This is a genomic window from Mesorhizobium sp. M0139 (genome assembly GCF_040322455.1).
Lineage (GTDB): Bacteria > Pseudomonadota > Alphaproteobacteria > Rhizobiales > Rhizobiaceae > Mesorhizobium.
Genome location: NZ_JAMYTN010000028.1, coordinates 1 through 21,831, shown reverse-complemented (window position 1 = coordinate 21,831; position 21,831 = coordinate 1). Strand labels below are relative to the sequence as shown.

Here is a 21,831-nt window from a genome sequence, read left to right as displayed (position 1 = left end):
ATGCTCATCACCTCCTTTCCGGAGCACGGCGCTCCTAGGGAGACGGGGTGAATCACATGGGCGTAGGTATCATGATGATACTTTGTCCGTCAACGCCAGTGGGCAGAAATCGCCACACTTCGCCGCCTCCCGGTAGGGCGCATGCTTCCTAGCCGCGCCGTCGGTTCCATCAACTCCCATGTCGGGACAAATTTCCTTCAGAGCGAAGGCACCGACCATCCCTTGATGGCATTCCTGTCACAGCATCCATCGGGGATTAAGCTCAACGGCGCCGAAGACGTTCGGCTCCGGCGTATCGCAAACTCCTTGACCTGCCGGAAAGTATGGCAATCCGGGCAAATCCGGCGAAGAAGGCATACGTCACCGCCTGATGATTCACGACCGCGTTCCTTTGCAGCGCTGCCATGATCTTCTACTATCGCAGATCGACAACTGATGTCGCCGTAGAACAGGCTCTCCCAGCTCTTGTCTATCCGGACCTTACCGGCATGTCTCCCAATTCGTTCCAGCCCTCGATCATAACCGACCATTCCACCGCCATCGCTTTGTCTCAAAGCATGCTGATGAACTGCTTGAGCCTAACAACCCGTGTTTGACCCCAGAGAAGTTGTGGACCGCTACTCGTTCATTGCAATGGATTTGCACCATCTGCTCCTGCCGGTCTCCCGGCGCACCTTGTTCCGACCCTTTCAAGGGCTCAGCTCGGTCGGCGTTACCGATCACCCTGATCAAGTATCCGTCGGATACCGCTTTACTCTCGGCTGTCCGTTCGGGCATGGCGGGGTGCCTCCCTGATCACGAAGCAGCACCCGGACAAGCCCGCGACCAGCGCGATTCCCCCCGCATCCGAGACTTTCTGACTCATAAGACTAGGCGCCCGCCGCCACGGGCGCGCGACGCCGGGATCAACCGGCGGGCAGATGCGCCGAGGGCAACAAGCGCGCCTGACGCAACGCCACCAGATCAGCCGAGCCGGTGCAGAAGCAGGCGACGGCCAACTGGCGGATAACGATCTCGAAATGCGCGACAACGGCCTCGCTGGATTGCGTAGCCGCGCGCAGCACGCCGGCTGCCTGCCCGGCGATGTCCGCGCCAAGACGGATAGCCTTGGCCACGTCGACGCCGTCGCTGATCCCGCCCGACGCGATCAGCTTTACCGCTGGCAGCGCCCGACGTACCGCCTGCACGCTGGCCGGGGTCGCAATCCCCCAATCCGCGAATGCCATTGCCACTGCGCGGTCGGCGGCATCGCGGGCCCGCTCGCCCTCCACCGCGGCCCAGCTAGTGCCGCCGGCGCCGGCGACATCGATCACCGCCACGCCCGCCTCGACGAGCGCACGGGCCACCGAGGCGGACAGGCCCGACCCCACTTCCTTCGCCACGATTGGCACGCCGACGCTGCGTGCGGCGCGAGCGATCTGCGCCAGGACGCCGCGCCAGTCGCGGTCGCCCTCCGGCTGTACCGCTTCCTGCAGCGGATTGAGATGGACGATGAGTCCATCGGCCTCCAGTGCATCCACCGCCCGGCGCGCGAGGTCCAGGCCGTCGGCCTCGCGCAGTTGCGCGGCGCCGATATTGGCAAGCAATGGAACGTCTGGGGCCAGGCGGCGCAGCGCGCGCGTCAGCCCATGGGAGTTGCGGGATTGCAGGCTCACGCGCTGCGAACCGACGCACATGGCGATCCCCAAGGCTTGCGCTGCCTCGCTCAGATGCCGGTTGATGGACTCCGCGCGTGGCATGCCGCCGGTCATGGAGCTGATCAGCAGCGGCGCGCGCATGGTCTTGCCCAGCAGCGAGGCGCTCAGGTCGATCTGCGTCAGATCCAACTCGGGCAATGCGCAGTGTTCGAAACGGATGTACTCCCAGCCGGCGGCCTTGGCCCGTGCGGTTCGCCGATTCAGCACGATGTCCAGGTGGTCGTCCTTGCGTCGGCTCAACTTGGTGTCGCTGATGCTCGCTCCATCCGCGTCATCGGGCGACGGCGTTGCGTCGGGTCGGACCGACGGCAGCGCGCGCACGCCATCGTTTCCCCCGCGTTCAGGCCGGCGCACGCTGGCCTCCGCCTGCAGCGTCGCTGCGGTAGCGGCTGGTCGAGGTCTCGTAGTACTGCGCGCGGACTGCCGCCATGGCCTCGATCAACGGTCCCCACGGCGCGGGAAAACGTTCTTCCGCCATCACCCGGTGCAGCATGCGTGTGTGGCCGGCCAACTCGTCCTTGAGGAACTCCACCACAGGCATGGCGGGATAGCGCTGCAGCAGCAGGATCGCCGCGTTGTCGGCCTCGCCGGCCGATCTATCCTTTTCGCGTCCATGCAGATCGTTCTGCAAGCGCCCTATTGCGGATATGAGCCGCAGGGCCTGGCGAAACGCCGGACTCGCGCGCAAGGTCGCCATGTCCAGCCCCCACAGCAACGACAGGCAACAGAACACGTTCGTGTAGGCGATCGAATCCACGCCGTTCTGCAAGTACTCGGCGTAGGACCAGCGCTCCTCCCCTGCCGCCTTCGCGTGTCCGGCGCGCAGCGCCGCGCAGTAGCACCGGGTATCCTCGAGAAGCTGGACATAGTCGCGACGATCGTAGGCGAGCGCGGCCAGCGAAGCGCGCAGCGCAGCACAGCCCTCGAATCCGGGGAGCACACACGGCACGCCTTGCCCCAGCGCCTGCTCGACTGCGGCGAGCTGCTCCGGCGCAATCAGGCCAAGGTCGTTGCAATCGTCGAGCCAGAACAGCAGCGCCAGTTCGCGATAGAAGGCAACGATCAGCGTTTCGTCCAGCGGATCGCGGCCGGTGCGAGCGCTGGCGTCGCGCAGGCTCGGATGGATGCGCTGCAAGATGTACTGGCCGCCCCGGACTGCTTCCACGCCATGCTCGTCGGCGAACCCGGTCAGGGAACGCCCCCACTCCAGCACCTGCTGCAGCGCGCGATCGGTCGGGATCATGGCCCCCCTCCTGCTCCCTCGGCCGAGACGCGCCGCCCCCAACGAAGCGCCAGCCACAACCCGGCGAGTTCGGCCACGCGCACCACCCGGGTGGGGCAATACAGTTCCTTGCCGATCCACAGCGGCGTCTGGGGCAATACATGCGCCGCGTGGCGGGCGAGCATCCACTTCAGCGCACGCGCCACCGCCTGCGCGATGCGCCGGCGCCCTGCCGGCTCTTCGCTCCCGTCCATCACGTGCAACGCGAACAGCGCATAGGCGGTTTCCTCGAATGTAGACGCGCGACCGGCGCCCCAGCCGCCGTCGTCGCGTTGCGCCCGCAGCAGCCCGGCCAGCGCGCGCTCGTCGCGCCACTGGGGGTTGCCTTGCGCCAGCGCAGCAATCGCATGCGCGGTGGGATACAGCCACGAAACGTGCCATTTTTCGTTGTCCCATAGACCGTGCGGGTTGCGATTGGCCTCGACGTAGGCGCTGGTGCCGGCGGCGGGCTTTCCCAACATTCGCAACGCATGCAGGGCATGGATGTTCGTCGACACCGAGGCATTGCGCTCGCCCGGGAAGGTGACGAAGAGCTCGCCGGTTTCGAACTGGCGCAACGCGTCGGCCGCCGGGTCGCGCCCTGCAAGGCGAAGGACGCACAACGCAACGGCGGTGTCGTCCGCATCGGCCGCGAAGTGCAAGGCCGGGCCCAGACCGCGCGCTCCGAGGCGGGCGTCGAGCTGCGCGATGATCACTTGCACCGCCTCGGCGAAAGCGGGATGCGCGAACAGACCGGCCAGATGCAGGGTGTACAGCGACCAGGATGGCTCGAACACATTGATTGGCCAGACGTTGGGAACGACACCTTCGATGCCGGTGCGCGTCGCCCGCGATGCCGCCTGCAGATACCCGTCGGTGCGCCAGACTTGGGCCGTTCTTCCCTGTGTCACGGCGTGCGCACGCCACGCGGCGGTGGCCGCTGGACTGATGCCGATGCTGCTGTCGTCGTCCGGGCATGCGGTGGCCGGCGACGTCCCCCAGGCTTCCCAGGAGTGCAGCAACGGATGGCCGCTCGGCAACGTCGCCACAGCGCCCAACTTGACCAGGCGTGCTTGCCGCAACGGCAACAGCGCCGGGTGGCGCGGAAACGCCAAGCCGCCCAGCAACGATGCGGCCTCGTCGCACAACTGTGGCAGGATCAGCTCCGCGCCGATGGGCGCGTCTTCCGGCACCGCATGCGCGTAGGGATCGGGCTGGCGCTCGAGGAACCGGATTGCAGCCTGGACTGCGTCGGCAGCGCCGGGAAGAGGATCGGCACGCTGCAATGCCAGCAACGCCGCCCACGTGGGCGCATGGCGAAACAGCGGGAAGTCCGCACTTCCCCATCCGCCATCGGCCTGTTGCTGCGCGATGAGCCACGTGTACGCGTCCTGCCGACCGGTGACGTTGCCGTGGAACTGCAGAGCTCGCGCCGTGTCGTAGATGGACGGGCCGACGCTGCCGCCGTCGCTCATCTCGTTCAGCAGGTGGCGCAATTCGGAAAGGATCTGTTCGGACAGCGCGTTCACGCGGGATGTTCCTTCTGCAGAGGGCTAACGAGAACAGAAACGGGCAGACGCCGCGCACGTCGCCGCCGACACGGACACAGTGCAGCATGCAGCGCCCGCCGGCCGATCGCACCAGCACAGGGGCGAGTCCTTACGGATGGGCGCGCTCATGCGTATGGCGCGGACAGATAGACGTTGGCCCGCTGCAGCATCTGAGCCAACCCTTCCGCACGCGGCCCCAGAGGGGCGATGGCCTCCCCGGCGTCGTGCAACAAGTACTGGGCGAACTGGCGCGCTGCCTGCAGCCCCATGATTGACGCGCAGGTCGGCTTCTGCGCCGCCGCGTCCTTGCCGGGGGTCTTGCCAAGAGTCGCGGTATCCGCCGTCGCGTCGAGAATGTCGTCGGCCACCTGCAAGGCCAGGCCAAAACAGGCGGTGTAGCGATCGAGCGCACAGTACAGCGCAGCGTGCGCGGCATCCTCCGTGATGGAGTATAGCGCGCCCATGCGAACCGACGCGCGCACTAGCGCTCCGGTTTTCATCCGGTGCATCGCTAGGATCCTGTCCAGCCCGGCGTGCTTTCCGACCAGGGACAGATCCATGGCCTGCCCGCCTGCGGCACCCTCGGCGGACACCGCCTGCGCCAGTTCGCGCACGAGCGCGATACGATTGTCGCCCGGCGCATCCAGGCTCGCCAGCGTCAGGAAGGCGTGGGCCTGCAGCGCATCGCCGACCAGGATCGCAGTGGCTTCGCCGAACTTTACGTGCACGGTCGGAAGGCCGCGGCGAAGCACGTCGTCGTCCATCGCGGGCAGATCGTCGTGGACCAGGGTACAGGCGTGCATCATCTCGACGGCGGCACCGACGTCGTCGAGCATGTGCGCCGGCGTGCCCGCCAGTGCGCCGGCAGCCAGACAGAGCAAGGCGCGGGTGCGCTTCCCGCCATGCAAGGTGGCGTAGCGCATGGCCGCCATCAGCTCCGTCTTACCGTCGTCTTCGGCGCAGAGCAGACGCCCCAGAGCCTGTTCGACCCGCTTTGCGCCGTCCTGCATCCAGATCTCGGGGAGCAGCCCGGCAGATTCGCCGCGCGCCTGCGCGCCCAATCCGCCGAATGCGGAAACGCCAGTTCGGTCGCCGTGTATTGTGGAACCGGTTTGCATGTTGTTCATGTCCTTGTAGCTGAGACGGCCACGGCGAGCGCAAGTCGTCACACGAGTGCGTGCGCCGAGTGCAGCAATGCCGCGCCCCGCCGGCGCCGCTGCCTTGCCACAGGGCATGCGATGCCAGCTCATGAGAAGCCTATGCGGATTGCCAGGGACGGATGTGCGGTCGGGTAATAGCGCCGGCCTTTTTCGACGTCGCTCAGCAACTGCGGCCGCACCCCGGCCTTGTGCATGGTCAGCGCCAAGGCGATGCAGAACTGCACCATTTCCAGCCATACCAGATGGTAGCCGATGCAGACGTGTGGGCCGGTACCGAACTGCAGCATGTCAACCGGCCGGATCGGCTCCGTGCGTTGCAGCCACCGCGCCAGGCGGAACTGATCAGGCGCCTCGTGCAGCAGCGCCGAGGTCGAGAAATGCAGCAGCGGGATGCATAGATGGGTGCTCGCGGGAATGCGTCGTTGGCCGAGTTGCAATTCCTGCAGCGCGCGACGCGGCAGGAGCGTGGTCGCCGGATGCAGGCGCAGTGTCTCGCGGAACAGCGCCTCGGCGACCGGACACTGCGCCAGGTCCGCGTGCCGGGTCGGCACCGCGCCCACGCGTTGCGCCTCCTCGACGAGGGCGTCCCACAGCACAGGCTGCCGCGCCAGCTCGATCACAATCCAGGCCATCGTCGAGGCAGTGGTGTCGTGACCGGCAAGCAGTAGCAAGCGGATATTTGCGACCAGGACGTCATCGGAGAGCGGACCGTCGCTGCGGTCGAAGGCGCTCACCATGTCTTTGATCAGCCCGGTGCGCGCGGCATGCGCGCGCGCGTCGCGGACGAACCGGCGCAACTGCGCGTCGATCCAGTCGCGGGCGGCGCGGCCGCGCCGCAATGGCAGTCCGGGCAGGTCGACCGGTGGCGCGACGATCAACTGCAGCAATTGCCGGTACTTGCGATGCCATCCCGGCAGGTCCTGCGCGGGGATTCCCATGAGGCTGAAGATGAGCTTCAGCATCAGGTCGCCGGTTTCGCGCAGGATGGTTACCTCGCCGCGGGCGCGCCACGCCTGCACCCGCGCCTGGATGACGGGCGCGAACAGGTCGCCGATCCCGGCCTGGGTCAGCCCCTTGGGCAAGAACGCTGCCTTGATGGCATCGCGCGCCTGCCGGTGCGCGCCGCCGTCCAGGGCAACCAACGTTCCGCCAAGCAATTCGGGCGCGATCTCTTCGATCAGCGCCGAGGACACGTCCTTGTGCCTGAGCAGTGCGAATGCATCCGGATCCACGCAGGTCATCAGATGTCCGGCAGGGCCGAAATCCAGCCAGAAGTGGCTGCCCAGCGTGCGTTGCGCGCGCCGCAGCAGGCGCGGCAGGTCGCAGACAATGGCGGGAAGATGCCCGACCAGGGGGAAAGCGCCAGGCATGACCGGGATGTCGCATCGCAGCCGGTGCCGACGGTTGAGTGGGTTGAGCAGCATGTCCATCAGCAGCGCGCCGCCGCCGCCGATTCGGTGTCGCCGGCAGGGCGCGCGGCGCAGCTGTTGCCACCCTCGGCGTATGTCGGCACATGCGCCAGCATGCCGCCGTCGATGCACACGACCTGGCCAGTGATGAACGCAGCATCGTCGGAGAGCAGGAACGCCACGAGCGCGGCCACGTCCTCGGGGAGGCCGACGCGCTGCAGGAGCTGGTGCCGGCGCAGATGCCGTTGCATGCATTCGTCCAGCTTGGCGAGGAGACGCTCGGTCATGATAAGACCCGGCGCAACCGCGTTGCAGCGTATCTGAGAGTGACCGTACTGGGTGGCGAGCGAAGCCGAGAGCATGTTCATCGCCGCCTTCGACGCGGCGTAGGACGTCTGCGCCGTGTCACCGCTCAGCCCCTGGCATGAGGACATGTTGACGATCGCGCCACCGCCGCGGGCGATCATCCGTGGGATGGCCTGCCGGCAGCAGAGCAGCGTGCCGCGCAGATTGGTCGCCATGGTCTGGTCCCAGACTGCCAGGTCCAGGTCGAGGATCGCGCGGTCGCGCGGGGTCAGATGCATGGCGCTCGCATTGTTCACCAGCAGGTCGACCCCCCCGAAGTGCCGCTCCGCCGTCTCGAACAGCGCTGCCACCGCCTGATCATCGGCGATATCCATGGCTATGGGCAGCGCGTGGCCCGCTTCGGCCGCGATCTGCGCGGTGCAGGCGATGGTAGCCGAGCCATCAATGTCGGCCACCACCACTCTGCCGCCCCCGCGCGCGATGGCGAGAGCGCATGCCTTGCCGATGCCGGCGCCGGCGCCGGTCACCACGGCCACCTTGCCTTCAAACCTTCCCATCGTGTCTCCTGAATTGCATTGGTCTTTCGCGGCATGCCCCTCGGCCTGCGTCGGAGAAGGCGCCGGGTCGGCGCTGGCGCGCTCGTCATGGCCAGTGTCGTTTTCGATGATCCGAATGGCGGCGACCGGGCACTGGTTGGCCGCAAGCCGCACGGCGGCGTGCAGCGCCTGCGGGACCGTCGCCACGCACACTTCGGCCACGCCGTCCGGTTCGCGCTGGCGAAAGGTGCCAGGCAGCGTCAGCACGCACTGCCCGGTCGTTCCGCACAGATCCTGATCGACTACGACGCGCATCTCAGCCCTCCTGCCCATGCAGCCGTACCGGCAGCGCGCGGAATGTTCTAAGGAACGCGGAGGGCTCCCGGGTCGGCTGCTCGGCCAATGCCAGCGTGGGGAAGCGCGCCTGGATCCGCGGCAGGCTCTCGGCCAACTGCACCCGGGCCAGTTGCGCACCAAGGCAGAAGTGGATCCCATGGCCGAAGGTCAGCATGATCTTCCCGTCGATCGACATGCCAGGACTGGTGCCGTAGAACCGCACGGGATCGAAGCGATCGGGATCGGCGAAGGCGTCCGGGTCGCGATTGCCGGCCGCGATCAGCACGCGCACGTCCGCGTTCTTCGGGATCACCACGCCGCCCAGTTCGATGTCGCGCTGGGCGATACGCGGAATGGAGCTGAACATGGCGGGCGCGTCGTAGCGCAGGGCTTCTTCGACGAATGCCTTCACCCCTCCGGCATCTCCCTGCAGCCAGTGCCGCTGTTCGGGATACGCCAGCATCGCCAGGACCGCATGGCCGATGGCCGCGGCAGTGGTGGCGAAGCCGCCCAGCAGCATGCCCCAGAGCATGCTGATCAATTCCGCATCCGACAGCATCTCGGCATCGTCGTCGTGTGCGCCGACCAGCATTGACACGATGTCGTGGCGGGAATCGATACGCTTGCGCTGTATGAGGTCGCCGAAGTAGGCCTGCACCCTGGCGCTGGCCGCGTCCGCCGCGGCGAGCTGGGGATCGCTGGCGTGCGGGCTCAGGCCTTCCAGAATGGCGCTGATGCCGGTGACGAGCGCGAGAATGTCGTCCGGGGGCATGCCGAACAGTTCGCCGAAAACCAGCATGGGCAAGGCCAGCGCGAATTCCCGATGCAGGTCCACCGCCTCCCCGCGCTCCAGCGCGGGCGCCATGCCGTCCAGGCGCGCTGCGACGATGCGAGCGATGGTCGGCCTCAGCTTGTCGATCTGGCCCATGGTGAAATCGCGCGAGATCAGCCGGCGCAGACGCGTATGCGTTGGTGGTTCCTTCATCGCTAAAGTGGACGCCAGCAAACTTAGCGACAGGCTGGTCGCCGCCCGCGGGAAATAGCGCGCCAGTTCGCCTGGCGCCGGCCCCCGAAAAGCATCGCCAGTGGCTTTAAGCGCCCAGTAGATGTCGGCGTGGCGGCTCAACAGAAAGAGGCCCGACGCCGCGCGATGTACCGGATCGTGCTCGCGCAACCACCGCATGAATGGGTACGGGTCCTGAATGCACGCTGGCGACGCCAGTTCGGCGAAGGCGTCCCGGCATGCTACCGTGGTTTCTTGCACGTCCATCTTGGTCACCTGTTGGCTGGCTGATCTGATCGGCGCGCGGCAGGCGCGCCGGCAACTCGAGAACGTCGCGATTCCTGGTGGCGTCCCCGCATCACCAGAGCACCGGGAACTCCTCGAACCCGCCAGTGATGATCTCCTTGCGCAACTTCAGTTCTTCGGGCGCCACGGCCAGGCGTAGCGCGGGAAAGCGCTGGAAGATTGAACCGAACACCGCCTTGAGTTCCAGCCTGACCAGCGCCAAGCCGACGCAGTTGTGCGGCCCGTAGGAGAACGCCAGGTGCGGGTTTTCGTCACGTCCGATGTCGAAGATTTCCGGGTCGTCGAAATGGCGCGGATCGAAGGACGTCGCCGGCAGGCCGACCAGCACCTTGCTCTCCGCGGGAACATGCACGCCCGCAATGGTCACGTCGGTCCTCGGATAGCGCATGATGCCGTCCCAGCCCGCGCCCGGCGGGTACATGCGCAGGATTTCCTCCACCGCCTTGTCCACCAGGGATGGATCGCCGACCAGGCGTTCGCGCTGTTGCGGATGGCGGAACATGGCCAGCAGGCCGAATTCGATCTGCGCGACGGTGCTCTCGTGACCCGCCACGAGCATGCCCGCGGCCAGGCCGATCGCCTCTTCCTCGGTCGCCTTGCCCTGGTCGACCGCCGCGAGCAGATCCGTCAGCAGGTTGTCGCCCGGATCCTGGCGCTTGTCCCGCATCTTGCCGCGAATGTAGGCGCGGAGTTCTTCCCAGGCCAAGCGCGACGCGCTTCGCGGGCCGCTTTCATGCTGGTGCGTCATCACCTCGTCGGACAGCCCGGCGAAAAAGGCGTGATCCTCGTAGAGCACGCCCATCAGCGCGCTGATGACCGTGGCCGGAAGCGGAAAGGAGAGGTGGCGCCGCAGATCGGCGGGCTGGGGCTGGGCCGCCAGCGTGTCGAACAACTGCGCGGCGATCGCCTCGACCTGCTGCGCGAGCAGCTTCACCCTGCCGTTGGTGAAGGCCGGCGCCACGATCGTGCGTAACCGCGTATGCTCGCCCCCCTCGTGCGAGACCAGCCATCCTGGCGAACCGAGAATCACCGAATCCGGGGTGAATGCCGCCGGCGGCATTCCCGCGGGCCGGAACGCCGCGTCGGACAACACCGCCTTGGCCTCCTCATAGCCTGTCACCCACCAGCCTTCGTGCCCGGACGGGAAGCGCACGCGGTGGATCGGACCGTTGGCCCGTAGCGCCAACATCTCGGGCGAGGGCTCAATGTGATCGACGCGCCACATCGGCAGCGTCGGCAAAGGTTGTTCGGACATGCTGGCACTTCACTCTATAGCGATGGAAGGGCGGAAGGTGACCGGCGGGTGCTGCGGCAGCGAAGACCTAAGACGGCATGTAGACGACGTCGTCCGAAAGCAGACCGATTATCAAGATCGGCCAACGTGTAACTGTCTAGGCACACCGCGCGGCGAGATGCAGAACTTTATCCTGCACCATCGATTTCAGGATAAGGTCGGTGTGGTGGGCCTTTGAGCCGCCGGCGGCCAAGATTTCCTGCGCAAGGGTCGACAAGGGCGGCGAGCTGTTGGGTAAGGGCGGCTTCGCCGAGGACCCCCTGCCCATAGACGCTATCCGACGCGGATTTGACATTTTGCTTTTCTTTCTTCGTTCCATTCGTGCCATCCACGAAATGAAAGTCGGTCGGCGGCTCCCGGCCCGCAACGAAGGTGCTTCAAATCTCGTGCCAATTTGGCCGCAGCAGAAAAAGATTGTGGCAGCTTCTCAGCGGCTTAGCCTGAGGCCAGAGAAGAGCTAGGCGAAATAAGCCGGTGTCGCGGGCCAACAAAGGCGACGGAACAGTGTCGGACAGAACGCCTCGGGCGACCTTTAGGTCGGGCTTGCGACATTCTGGTCCAGTTTCGAACATAAGAGGGCGGCAAACAGACACGATTGTGGAATTCGATCCTCACGGAATCAGGGCGCTTGCCGAAGAGCGCGCGCTCATGGTTGCTGCGACAGGCGCGTGTTCGCGATAGCCGTGGCTCCGCACGCAAGAACACGCAATCGCTGCAGTGCCCGCCGGTGTGAGGTAGTGCATCGGCTCGGCTTCCGGTTCGTCTTTGCCCAGCCGGGGCGGAAGCGCCGAATACCCGCACCATACAGCACCGTTGCGTGTGGTGACGAGGCGGTTATAGCGTGCGCCCGATCTTCTAAGACACGGCCTCCGAGAAAAAGGGGGCGGTCCAAAAGCATCTCTATTTGAAATGGCACGCCGCTTGCTGCTCCTGGTTAGAGCACCATCAAAAACGATGAAAGCGACTTGCACTATGCCCGACACGCGAAGCTCTAGACCGTGGCCTGAGGAGACGGTGCCCGCTCCCGTTGAACATCGGGGGCATCGTCTCCTCCGGAGGTCCTTGCTCGGTAGCCGCTTTGCGCATGGCTGGTCCGGTGCCGGCACGCCAACACGGGGCGCTCGCGCAATTGCCGTTTGCCGGTTCTGTTCAGCATGTGAGTGCCGAAAAGTCCCCGTCAAAGGGTCGCCCAAGCCAAGGTCGGCGGGTCACCGCCACATATCGACAACACGCTGAACCAGTCCAGTGACGCGGGTCTGTTGCGTAAAGTCACATTTGAGGCCTGCACATGCTTGCGATATTGGCTACTTCCGGCCGCTATCACTTTTCCGTGGGCACGAGCGCGAGTGATCGATCCCGCTTGCGGCGCCATAGCCGTGGAAAGCAAGCGGCTCGACGGTCTCCAGCTCGCTCAGATCGATTGCGTTCGGATGGCAAAGACCAGCAGCCAGGACGTTCCCATACGTCGGGATGGAAAAGGAGGTTGCGACCCGCGAGGTCCTCATTCCGTGCCCGAGCATACGAGCCTTTTCTCGGTATTGCGCCAGCCTCTGCCCGAAATCAACGGCAGTTTTCTTCTTTAGGAGCAACTTGATGACAGTTCAAAAGAAAGTTCCCTTCGTCACCTTTCTCACGCGTGTTCACGATAAGTCGGTCCAGGGGCCAAATCCATATCGCTGGGAAGAAAAGACATCTGACGACTACTTTGCCGGCAAGCGGGTCATCCTGTTCTCGCTGCCTGGCGCCTTCACGCCGACCTGCTCGACCTACCAATTGCCCAAGTTCGAAGAGCTCTATGATGAGTTTGAGAAGGAGGGAATTGACGCGATTTACTGCCTCTCAGTCAACGACGCCTTCGTCATGAATGCGTGGGGGAAGTCCTTGGGCCTGAAGCAGGTCGAGCTCATCCCCGATGGCTCAGGCGAGTTCACACGCAAGATGGGCATGCTGGTTGCCAAGGACAATCTCGGATTCGGGATGCGCTCATGGCGCTACGCCGCCCTGATCAACAATGGCGTGGTGGAGCACTGGTTCGAGGAGGAAGGTTTCTCCGACAACTGCGAGGCCGACCCGTATGGCGTCTCATCCCCGCAAAACGTTCTCGAAACGCTGAAAGCCGCCGCATGACCTAGAAAACGTCTCACTGGCGCCATTGCAGGCCCCAAGAGGCTCCTCGACAGGATTATAGCACTCACCATGCAATCTTCAGCAAGCCTGTTTCAGCGCCAGAAGCAATCAATCGTCGCATCGCCTCAACTGATTGAGTCGATTCGCTTGCTGCAACTGGCGCATACTGAACTGCATCAGTTCGTGGAGCGGGAAATCGAGAAGAACCCGCTCTTGGAATCTGCGTCAAACGATGGCGGGCCTTTTGACGATGCTTCGATTTCGGGAGCGGATCAGCCTGTCGGCCCTAGGGCAAACGCCGTTGAAGGACCGACCGGGGGAGGTTCGCCTGAACGGCTCGGGCAATGGAAATCACTTCGCAACACGACCAACAACCCGCCCGGCAATGGCCCTTCCCTCGACGAGTATGCCACCCTCGCCGAAACATTGCACGACCATGTCGCTCGTCAGATCGCCCTCACTGCGTTCACACCACAGGAGCGGCTGATCGCTGGCCAGCTTGCCGCCGATCTGGAAGACACTGGCTATCTTCGGGCAAACCTTTTGGAGCTGGCCGAGAGCCTGAATGTCCATGAGGCTGTTGTGGAACGGGTTCTCGGAACCTTGCAGCAATTTGATCCACCGGGAGTTTTTGCGCGAAGTCTCAGAGAATGCCTCGAGATTCAGTTGCGCCAGCGAAATCGGCTCGACCCGGCAATGGCAGCTTTGGTTGCCCATCTTGAAAAGCTTGCGCGACGGGATTTTGAGGCACTGAAGCAGCATTGCGGCGTCGATGAAGAAGACCTTCTCGACATGATGCATGAGATTCGGGCGCTCGATCCCAAGCCTGGGAACAGATTCGAATCCGGTGCGTCTGAATCAATCATACCCGACGTCTGGGTCACGCCCTCGCCGCAAGGCGGGTGGCAGATCGAACTTGATCCCGCCACGCTGCCAAAGCTGCTGATCAACCAAACCTATTATGCCGAAGTCACGCGTCAAACTGCCCAAAATTCGAAAGATCAAGCATTTCTCGACGAATGCTTGCAAAACGCGAACTGGCTAATCCGCAGCCTCGATCAGCGCGCCAAGACCATTGTTAAGGTTGCGGCTGAAATCGTGCGTCAGCAGGATGCCTTTTTGGAACACGGCGTCGCCCACCTGCGGCCTCTCAATCTTAGAACCGTCGCTGACGCGATCGGCGTGCACGAGTCGACGGTAAGCCGGGTGACCTCGAACAAGTACATGCTTACCCCGCGCGGAGTTTTTGAACTGAAGTATTTTTTCACCGTCGCGATCGCGTCCTGCCAAGGCGGCGATGCGCACTCCGCCGAAGCTGTCCGGCATCGGATCAAAGCGATCATTGCCGCAGAATCTCCCGGCGACGTGCTTTCCGATGAGGACATCGCTGTCCGGCTGAAGGAAACCGGCGTCGATGTTGCGCGCCGCACCGTCACAAAATATCGCGAAGCAATGAACATCCCCTCCTCCGTGCAACGCCGCCGGGAAATGCGCTTGTGTTTTTAGATTTGGGTCAAGGCAGCCAACATCACGTTGCATTGCATCAAAGTGGAGACTTCGTTCATGACCCAATCCGCAGCAGGTGTCATGGACGCTGTTCTGCACCCAGAAAAGCCCGTCCCACCGTCTGGTCCCGCATGGGGTGCGGTCATTTCGCTTTCCTTGGGCACCTTCGGGCTGGTCACGGCAGAGTTTCTGCCTGTCAGCCTGCTCACGCCCCTCGCGCATGATCTCGGTATCAGCGAGGGAGCGGCTGGACAGGCGATGACGGCGACAGCTATCGTCGGGGCGATCTCGGCGCCGACGGTGGCCATCATCACAAAGCGCCTGGACCGCAGGACCGTCATGTGGACCATGACGCTGCTGCTGATCCTGTCGGACGTTCTGGCGGCCGGCGCGTGGTCGCTGGCGGTTCTCCTGACTGCACGCGTCGTGCTCGGCATAGCGCTCGGAGGCTTCTGGTCGATGTCGGCAGCACTGGCGATGCGGCTCGTTCCAAGCCACCTCCTGCCCCGCGCCATGTCGATCATCCTCACCGGCGTTTCCGTAGCTACCGTCTGCGCAGCTCCAATCGGCGCCTATGTCGGCGATATCTGGGGATGGCGAAGCGCCTTCATGCTCGCCGCAGCCGGCGGCGCGGCTACACTGCTGGTGCAACTCATAACCATTCCGAGACTGCCTCCGATTGGAGTGGCTAGCTTCCGCAGCCTGCTGGATGTGGCTAAGATTCCGATGGTCAAGGTTGCGCTTTTGGTCGTCCTGCTGGTCGCTTCCGGCCACTTCGCCGGAATCACCTATATCCGCGCCTTCCTCGAGAAGATTCCCGCGCTGGATGCAGAAACGATCTCGCTTGTGTTGCTTGCTTTTGGCATCGGCGGATTTTTCGGCAATCTGGCCGGCGGGCTTCTGGCCGAGTACAGTCTCAAGGCAGTCGCGGCCCTTGCACCGCTGCTCATAGCGATAGCCGCTGTTTCGCTGCTGACGGCGGGAGCATCGGCCTTGGCCTCGGCGATTGCTGTTGCCGCGTGGGGGTTTGCCTTCGGCGCGGTGCCAGTGGGATTGCAGACGTGGATGGTACGGAGGGCCGTTCCCGAGCAGGCCCAAAGCGCCGGTGTGCTGCTGGTCACAGTATTCCAAGTGGCAATCGCCGCCGGCGCGATTTTCGGCGGACTGTTGGTGGAGAATGCGGGGATTACCAGCGCCATTGCCTACAGTGCTGTTGCCACGTTCGTCGCTGCCCTCATAGTGTTCGTGCTCGGCCCGAAGCGCGAAACCTAGACCGCCTGACAGAAGAGGCCTCAGCAGCGCAGCGGGACGAGAGATGCGATGCACAGCGCGGCGCGGTCCTCCGCACGATTACGCATGGACCAGCGCAAGCGCCTCGCCGGCTTCACCTCCGGGCCACGCGACCTTCGCCGCCAGACACGCGAACCTCGCCGGCACCGGTTTCCATTTGGCGTCGGTGAGCGCTGCCGGCGCGATGGAACCCTTGCTGGCGGTCATATCCTTTACGACAAGCAGGCATTATGGGCAAGCGACAGCTACGCGCCGGCCATGCCCGTCAGAACGCCGGTGACGATGCCGCTCGATAGCGCAGACAGGTCGCGAATTGCCAGTCGTGTCAACGGCGGCCGGATTATCGTCGACGGCGCCTACCTTGTTTCGGCCGCAGACTATCGTTCGGCAGCTTGATGATGTTGACCACATAGCCTAGGAGCTATATATGACTTGGGAAGTCGTTTTTGGCGATGAGTTCGATGGGGAGTTCGAGGCGTTGCCCCAGACAGTCCAAGATGAGCTATTGGCCTCCGCTAAGCTGCTCGGTGTGTTTGGGCCCCAGCTGGGGCGACCGCATGCGGATACCTTGAATGACTCGTCGTTCGCGAACATGAAAGAACTTCGCTTCGATGCTGATGATGGTGTCTGGCGGGTTGCGTTCGCATTCGACCGGAAGCGGAAGGCGATCCTGCTCGTCGCCGGCGATAAGTCGGGCGTGAGTGAGAAGCGCTTCTATAAACGTCTGATCGCCAAGGCGGACAAGCGCTATCAAGGGCATCTCGACCGTTTGGCGGCGGCGAAGAAGGAGAAGAAGTGATGGGACGCAAGCTTGATGACCTAATCGCTGCGCTCCCCGAGGATCGTCGGGAGCGGGTCGACGCGCGTTTCGAAGAGTTAAGGGGAGAAGTCGAGAGTCTCGGCGATTTGCGGCGTGCCGCTGGAAAGGCCCAGGCCGAAATCGCTTCGGTCCTCAAGATCAAGCAGCCTTCGGTCTCGAAGATCGAGAAACAAGCCGACATGTACTTGTCTACTCTTAAAAGCTACGTCGAGGCGATCGGGGGGCAACTCGAACTCGTCGTTCGCCTTCCCTCGCGCGCGCCCCTCCGTATAGAGCGGCTCGGCGACGTCGTGGCTCCCAAAGCCGTCTCCGTGCGTAGCGTTAAAAGAGCGGCAGGTGGACGTAATCGCACAAAGGCCGCACGCGCCGGCTGACCTCACTCTGTTCGGCGAAAGACTACCGATGGGGGCGAGATGCTCTCGTCCATGCGAGGAGTAGGTATGAGCAAGGTCCTAGTTAAGCCAGCTCGCGGCAAGTTAACGGAGGCCGACATAGGTGTGAGCTGCGGATGCCGGCGACTTTGGCTGCCTCCTGGACTGCGCGGTGCAATTGCCTCGATGAGATCGGCGCGGTGAAGCTGCGCCCCGGGGAACAGTCAGCCATGTGCCCCTATTTCGGCAACCATCAAACTTGATCCGACGCTTAACGAAACGGGCGGGGTTTGTCCGACTTGCAGAGTATTGTCGTTAGCTCCCATCCCGCCACGGAACGTTAGCAGCATCGGAGGCAGGTGCTCAAACTTGCAGGAGACCACAGTCGGTTCTCCCGCCGCAAGCGCAACCATCTGAAAGGGCAGGCACAAAGCCACAGCCAGTCCAATTAGTCTCGCTGTCATCGTCGCCATTCCTAGCATAAGGTTTCGCACGCCTGCCCGTCGCCATCCCGGTCGAGCTTGCCGCCCCACGGACAATTACTGAGATACCATTGAGCCTCGTCGCACGAGCTGATTTGCGAGCATTTCCGCCGCGGCTGGCATGAGTAGCTTTGCGCTACCTGTTGACGGCTGATGGTGCCGAGCGGTTGGCTCACCGCCGGTTGGGCATTGTCTCCATGCCCGGCGCGCCATTCCCACGGCGCTTGGAACTTTCCGACCCACAGCCCGACCTTCGCCGCTTCCGCCTTCCCCTGCTGCGCTGCATAGGCACCATGGCTGTAGCGGGGCCAGTCGATCGCTTGGCCGTGCTCGACCATCCAAGCGCCCACGCTGGCGCCATCGGCACGCTGGCAGTCGCCGACAAAGCGGTGATAGCGATCCCAGGTCAAGAATGTGCATTGCACTGGCTTCGACGCGGCCAGGAAGGTGTCAAGCGCCTGTGCCGATCGCCGGCCGTAGGGATAGTCGCTCGCATTTTTACAAAGCTGCTGGCTCTCCGGCGCGTCGATGCCGTTGAAGCGGATGCGCTGTCCGTGGATTTCGATCGTGTCGCCGTCGATGACGGATGCCACGCCGGCAATCGTCGCCAAGCCCGCGCTGGTCCAGTTCGGCAGATGGAACTCAGGTACGCGGTCGCTGTGTTGCATGGCCGTTTGCGCAGCCAGAGCGCCAGCCGCGGCCACCGTCACCAAGATCAGGCGCCTTTGCACCACGCCAAGTGGCCTCCGGCGAGGCGATCGCATTCTACGCAGCATTGCTAGTTCGCCTCATGTCCGGTGCGGCCGCCCGGTTTCGCTTCGGCGGCACGTTCACCGCAAGCCCGGCCTAGGCTGTCAACCCCATTGCGCAGATCGCATGGATGATTGCCAGAGTCCCCGCCGCCACCTTGGCGCGCACCTTGGCCTGGCGGTGTCAGCGGGATTCCGCGAAAGGCCTGGATGACTCCAGCTGTTCGCTGGCCGTCGCCCTCGATATGCGTGTTCTGACTGTTCGGGTTGAACGGGTCGACTGTCTGGGCGAGGCTATTGGCGTATTGGCGTCGCCGGCAGAGAGCGTCACGCTGTCGTAGTGATTGAGATAATCCGCTGCGCAGCCGCTCAATGCTAGAACGATGCCAAGGCAGATCGCCAGGTTCCACTGCATGGCCCCTAGACCGGCGCCGGGTTTATGCCGGCGGCTCTCAGTTGCGCACCAAGCTTCGCTCGAGTCCCACACGCGGCCTTGTCGCCGGCGACGCACTTGTTATTCGCGTCTGACCAGTCCAGCAGCGCCGTATTGATCCAGCTGCCAGGTGCGCGCTGGATCCCATAGGGTGTCGGTGGCGCGCCACCAGCAACGGCTGGAGCTGCCGTGGCACTCTGGCCATGCGGGGCACGCTTCCACCCGCTTAGGATGAGGCAGTTCTTCATATACTGGTCTTCGGCAGCCAAGTTGCCGAGGGCATTGCCGATTCCGGCCCCCGCAACAAAGCCCGGGGACCCGATAGCAATATAGCCTTGGTCAACCGACCCCTTGTGCATTTCGCATTGAGCGTGGGCGACGTCGAAACTAGGCCCGTAGCCTATTTGCATGTAGTCAGCTTGATTGCTTGTTTGGCAGCCGCCCAGCGCTGCCGTGGCACCAAGTGCCACAAATGCTTTTATTCTCATCCCCCAGCCCTCCCAAGGCCGAGTTAGCATCTCCTAAAGTTGAATTTTGGTGCAAGAGTGATGAACAAATCTGGTAAATTCTGCCAAATTCCACCTGCTGGCAGTTCGTAGACTTCCCTATTCCGACGGATATACCCCGTTATTTTATCCATCATTCCGTAGGAATGAAGATGCGAAACAGCGAATTGGCGCAACGGCTATGCAAGGGCTGGACCCCATGGGCAAAGGGTCCAGGCGACCACGATATTGAGAAAATATGATGGGCGGCCCGCGTGCTGCATTTTCCGAAGCTGAACTTTTCGACTTGGTTCGAGGGCTCGGAAGTCGTCGGCACCTGGCATTGGGGATTCGTCAGGAGCGGCATGCTTCCCCTCTGACCCGATCGTGCATCTCTTACGGGATGTAGAGCTACGGATTCCGGCTGACGTCCGCGACATGCGCCCGCAGAGCAGAGTGAACCTCTAACATGGAAGGTGGAGGTTTTTGTCCTCCTTGGGCGATCAACGCTGGAATTTCGGCGGGGGGCGCTCGACCAAGGATGCCGAGACCGAGATTACGCCTTTTGAAGGCGTGCAGAATTGACAGAAAGGGCAGTTTCAGGTCATGCGGCCGGCAGCATTCGCCATAGCGCCGATTTGATCCGCAGCTGCAAAGCTCGGCCTCCTTAAACTGAGTTAGCCGATAATAGGGATCAGATTGGCCCAGTTCATCAGGCATCGCATACTGGCGTCCCGGCCACCGATCAAACACCACCAAATGAAGGTGACGAAGCGCCCATACGCTATAAAGGTCGAGCAACGTGCACAAATCACCACCTGGCGACCAAGCTTTGTCGAGCATGGGGTGATAAGCGCAGACCGAGCCGTCAGGGAAATTGGTATGTCGCGGGCCGATCCATTCGACCTGCCCATCTTGCTCCCAGAACGCCCATCCACGCGGCTCGACCGCTGGTGTTTCTGGTAAGGCAATAAGGAATATGGCTTCTCGCGCTAAACCATCTATGACTTGGCTGCGAGCGAGAAGCCATACTCCATGGTCATCGGGGAGGAGAGTTGCTCCGGGGTATGCCCGTTGCACATTCTCTAGCTGCCCGGCGTAGTTGCCGGCGAGGCCGACGATCCGTGATCCGGCACGGGGCGCCCGTGATCGATCGGACGACCTTTGCCGTCTGGTGGACCCTTGCCGTGATCGGGCTGCGGGTCCTCCCGCTCCTTGCTGTTGCTCATTACTTTTCTCCTGGACAGTCGGTGATGTGGGCTGTGGGCCGAGAATTACGATTCCCCGGTCCCTTACCCCCACGGGCTGGCGCGCGTCCAAACCGTCGCCAATCCGCTGCAACTCAGCCCGCGCATCGTTGGTCAACAACACTTCCATTTTGCTTGCCGATGTGCGAGTCTGTGTCACCAGCACAGGATGCATTCTGGAGCGGAGTGTGTCAAGGTGTGCTGATCGCACAATGGTGAACATGAACGAATTCGAAGAAAAGCTCGTCGGGGCGGTCCGCGAGAAGCGGGAACGCGAAGGTCTTAGTATAAGGGCATTATCGGGGATTGTGGGGATCAGCTTCTCCACGCTGGCCCGCATCGAGCGGGGCGACGGATCGCCCGACAACAATTCCAAAATTAGGCTGCTCGAGTGGCTCGGCCCTGATGCCGATGAACACGAGCTTGGCTTTGATCGGGTGGCATTCGTCCACTTCCGCGCTGGCAAAAACGCGTCCTCCGGGACTGTGCAAACCCTACTGCACGCAGCCGTGTGTCTTCGTCAGCACTACACTAAGGGTGATATATCAGAACCGAGCAGCGCGCCGATAGATGCTGAAGTTATCGCCATGTCTAAGGAGGAGCTCGAGCAGACGGCCGAAGATTTCCGAAAAGAGTTAGGGTTGAAGAAAAGCGATCCGCTGGATCCATTTTATTTGGTTGTTGATTCTGTTACGGTAGAACGATTGCGGGAATCCACCTGTATTTCCGGAAAGGCAAAAAACACGCTTGCTGGACCGTCGCGCGGCGAGTGGTCCGCGATGAGCGTTCCCTTGAATTCCGATCAGGATAGCTGGGTTGTCTTTTTAAACGACTACCATACCCTTGAGAGACAAAGAGTGACGCTACTTGAGGAGTATTGGCATATTCTTGCCGGGCACAAGCTAACCAAGATAGCTAAGATTGCTGGCTGCTTCGGTCGAACATATGATAGCGCTGAAGAGCACGACGCTTATTTCTTGGCATCGGCAACTTTGCTTCCACGAGACGCGATCAAGCGTATGGTCTCGGATGGCAAAAGTGCCCCCGAGATCGCATCCTTCTTCGGGACCTCACCGGAACTTGTTGAATATCGAATAAAGCGGCTCGGCTTATGGCGCGATCATATTGGAAAGAAAGTGAGTCTCGCCAAACCCTAACGATGCCACCCGTCGACCGCCAGCGGCGCGTGGTTCAACAAGGTTCCGATTCGCAGTTACGCTTAGGCAGTGCAAAGCCGGTCGGGAAATGTCGACCCTACTACAAACTTCAAAATAGCGCCTTCTAGCTCCCCTGACCTTTCGATGCCGTCAAAGAAGGAGACCGGCGAGCGCGTCATCCCCCTCGGCAACGAGCCATTTCTGCCGGAATGGGTAGTGTGCTGAGAGTTCTGCAAATTCGCTGAGAGAGGGCGGTCATGGCAGGCTGGTGATGTTCAACGTCACCGATTCCCGCGAAGGAACGCC

Annotated in this window: 17 protein-coding genes and 1 pseudogene; 8 read left to right on the top strand and 10 right to left on the bottom strand. The window is 62.9% G+C overall.

What is annotated here, in order from left to right; all coding sequences use genetic code 11:
* Nucleotides 1-905: 905 nt before the first annotated feature.
* From fni to NKJ58_RS29610, 9 genes and pseudogenes are all read right to left on the bottom strand, one after another.
* A complete protein-coding gene (gene fni / locus NKJ58_RS29650) occupies nucleotides 906-2,009 on the bottom strand; it encodes a type 2 isopentenyl-diphosphate Delta-isomerase (RefSeq protein WP_502899979.1) in 1,104 nt (367 codons plus the stop codon).
* Between the two features lie 28 nt (nucleotides 2,010-2,037).
* Complete coding sequence (locus NKJ58_RS29645; RefSeq protein WP_352854574.1) at nucleotides 2,038-2,940, bottom strand: terpene synthase family protein; 903 nt, start codon at nucleotides 2,938-2,940, stop codon at nucleotides 2,038-2,040.
* Complete coding sequence (locus NKJ58_RS29640) at nucleotides 2,937-4,487, bottom strand: hypothetical protein (RefSeq protein ID WP_352854573.1); 1,551 nt, start codon at nucleotides 4,485-4,487, stop codon at nucleotides 2,937-2,939. Before NKJ58_RS29640 ends, NKJ58_RS29645 begins: the two co-directional genes overlap by 4 nt.
* Nucleotides 4,488-4,633: 146 nt before the next feature.
* Nucleotides 4,634-5,626 carry a polyprenyl synthetase family protein gene (locus tag NKJ58_RS29635; RefSeq protein WP_352854587.1) on the bottom strand — a complete coding sequence of 331 codons (993 nt, stop codon included), beginning with the start codon at nucleotides 5,624-5,626 and terminating at the stop codon, nucleotides 4,634-4,636.
* A 128-nt stretch (nucleotides 5,627-5,754) separates the two neighbouring features.
* Nucleotides 5,755-7,098 (bottom strand): cytochrome P450, encoded by a 1,344-nt coding sequence (locus tag NKJ58_RS29630; RefSeq protein ID WP_352854572.1) that lies wholly within the window; start codon nucleotides 7,096-7,098, stop codon nucleotides 5,755-5,757.
* Entirely contained in the window at nucleotides 7,098-7,940 is an 843-nt protein-coding gene (locus NKJ58_RS29625) for an SDR family oxidoreductase (RefSeq protein WP_352854586.1), read from the bottom strand. Before NKJ58_RS29625 ends, NKJ58_RS29630 begins: the two co-directional genes overlap by 1 nt.
* Nucleotides 7,941-8,108: 168 nt before the next feature.
* Nucleotides 8,109-8,234: pseudogene (locus NKJ58_RS29620) on the bottom strand (ferredoxin); the annotation flags it as partial.
* A 1-nt stretch (nucleotide 8,235) separates the two neighbouring features.
* Nucleotides 8,236-9,525, bottom strand: coding sequence for a cytochrome P450 (locus tag NKJ58_RS29615; protein ID WP_352854571.1), 1,290 nt, complete (start codon nucleotides 9,523-9,525; stop codon nucleotides 8,236-8,238).
* 91 nt (nucleotides 9,526-9,616) lie between these two features.
* A complete protein-coding gene (locus NKJ58_RS29610) occupies nucleotides 9,617-10,819 on the bottom strand; it encodes a cytochrome P450 (protein WP_352854570.1) in 1,203 nt (400 codons plus the stop codon).
* Between the two features lie 200 nt (nucleotides 10,820-11,019).
* On the opposite strand from NKJ58_RS29610, the gene NKJ58_RS29605 reads away from it, so the two are divergent.
* The 7 genes from NKJ58_RS29605 (at nucleotide 11,020) to NKJ58_RS29575 (ending at nucleotide 16,975) form a co-directional block, all read left to right on the top strand.
* Nucleotides 11,020-11,319, top strand: a complete 300-nt coding sequence (locus NKJ58_RS29605; RefSeq protein WP_352854569.1) for a hypothetical protein — start codon at nucleotides 11,020-11,022, stop codon at nucleotides 11,317-11,319.
* Between the two features lie 1,132 nt (nucleotides 11,320-12,451).
* Nucleotides 12,452-12,985: a peroxiredoxin gene (locus NKJ58_RS29600; protein WP_023736335.1), complete on the top strand. Its 534-nt coding sequence runs from the start codon at nucleotides 12,452-12,454 to the stop codon at nucleotides 12,983-12,985.
* Nucleotides 12,986-13,054: 69 nt separating this feature from the next.
* The gene (gene rpoN / locus NKJ58_RS29595; protein ID WP_352854567.1) at nucleotides 13,055-14,491 is read left to right on the top strand and encodes an RNA polymerase factor sigma-54; all 1,437 of its coding nucleotides are present in this window, start codon (nucleotides 13,055-13,057) and stop codon (nucleotides 14,489-14,491) included.
* A gap of 57 nt (nucleotides 14,492-14,548) precedes the next feature.
* Nucleotides 14,549-15,763 carry an MFS transporter gene (locus NKJ58_RS29590; RefSeq protein WP_352486902.1) on the top strand — a complete coding sequence of 405 codons (1,215 nt, stop codon included), beginning with the start codon at nucleotides 14,549-14,551 and terminating at the stop codon, nucleotides 15,761-15,763.
* An 84-nt stretch (nucleotides 15,764-15,847) separates the two neighbouring features.
* Nucleotides 15,848-16,177, top strand: a complete 330-nt coding sequence (locus NKJ58_RS31570; RefSeq protein ID WP_155930619.1) for a hypothetical protein — start codon at nucleotides 15,848-15,850, stop codon at nucleotides 16,175-16,177.
* A gap of 31 nt (nucleotides 16,178-16,208) precedes the next feature.
* Nucleotides 16,209-16,580, top strand: coding sequence for a type II toxin-antitoxin system RelE/ParE family toxin (locus NKJ58_RS29580; protein ID WP_023813997.1), 372 nt, complete (start codon nucleotides 16,209-16,211; stop codon nucleotides 16,578-16,580).
* Nucleotides 16,580-16,975 (top strand): XRE family transcriptional regulator, encoded by a 396-nt coding sequence (locus tag NKJ58_RS29575; protein ID WP_023801991.1) that lies wholly within the window; start codon nucleotides 16,580-16,582, stop codon nucleotides 16,973-16,975. The genes NKJ58_RS29580 and NKJ58_RS29575 overlap by 1 nt, the downstream gene beginning before the upstream one ends.
* Nucleotides 16,976-17,447: 472 nt before the next feature.
* Here NKJ58_RS29575 and NKJ58_RS29570 read toward each other — a convergent pair whose 3' ends face one another.
* On the bottom strand, nucleotides 17,448-18,122 hold the full coding sequence (locus tag NKJ58_RS29570; RefSeq protein ID WP_352854566.1) for a thermonuclease family protein: 675 nt from the start codon (nucleotides 18,120-18,122) through the stop codon (nucleotides 17,448-17,450).
* A 2,467-nt stretch (nucleotides 18,123-20,589) separates the two neighbouring features.
* Between NKJ58_RS29570 and NKJ58_RS29565 the strand changes: the two genes are divergently transcribed.
* On the top strand, nucleotides 20,590-21,525 hold the full coding sequence (locus NKJ58_RS29565) for an ImmA/IrrE family metallo-endopeptidase (RefSeq protein WP_352854564.1): 936 nt from the start codon (nucleotides 20,590-20,592) through the stop codon (nucleotides 21,523-21,525).
* The last annotated feature ends 306 nt before the right edge of the window (nucleotides 21,526-21,831 follow it).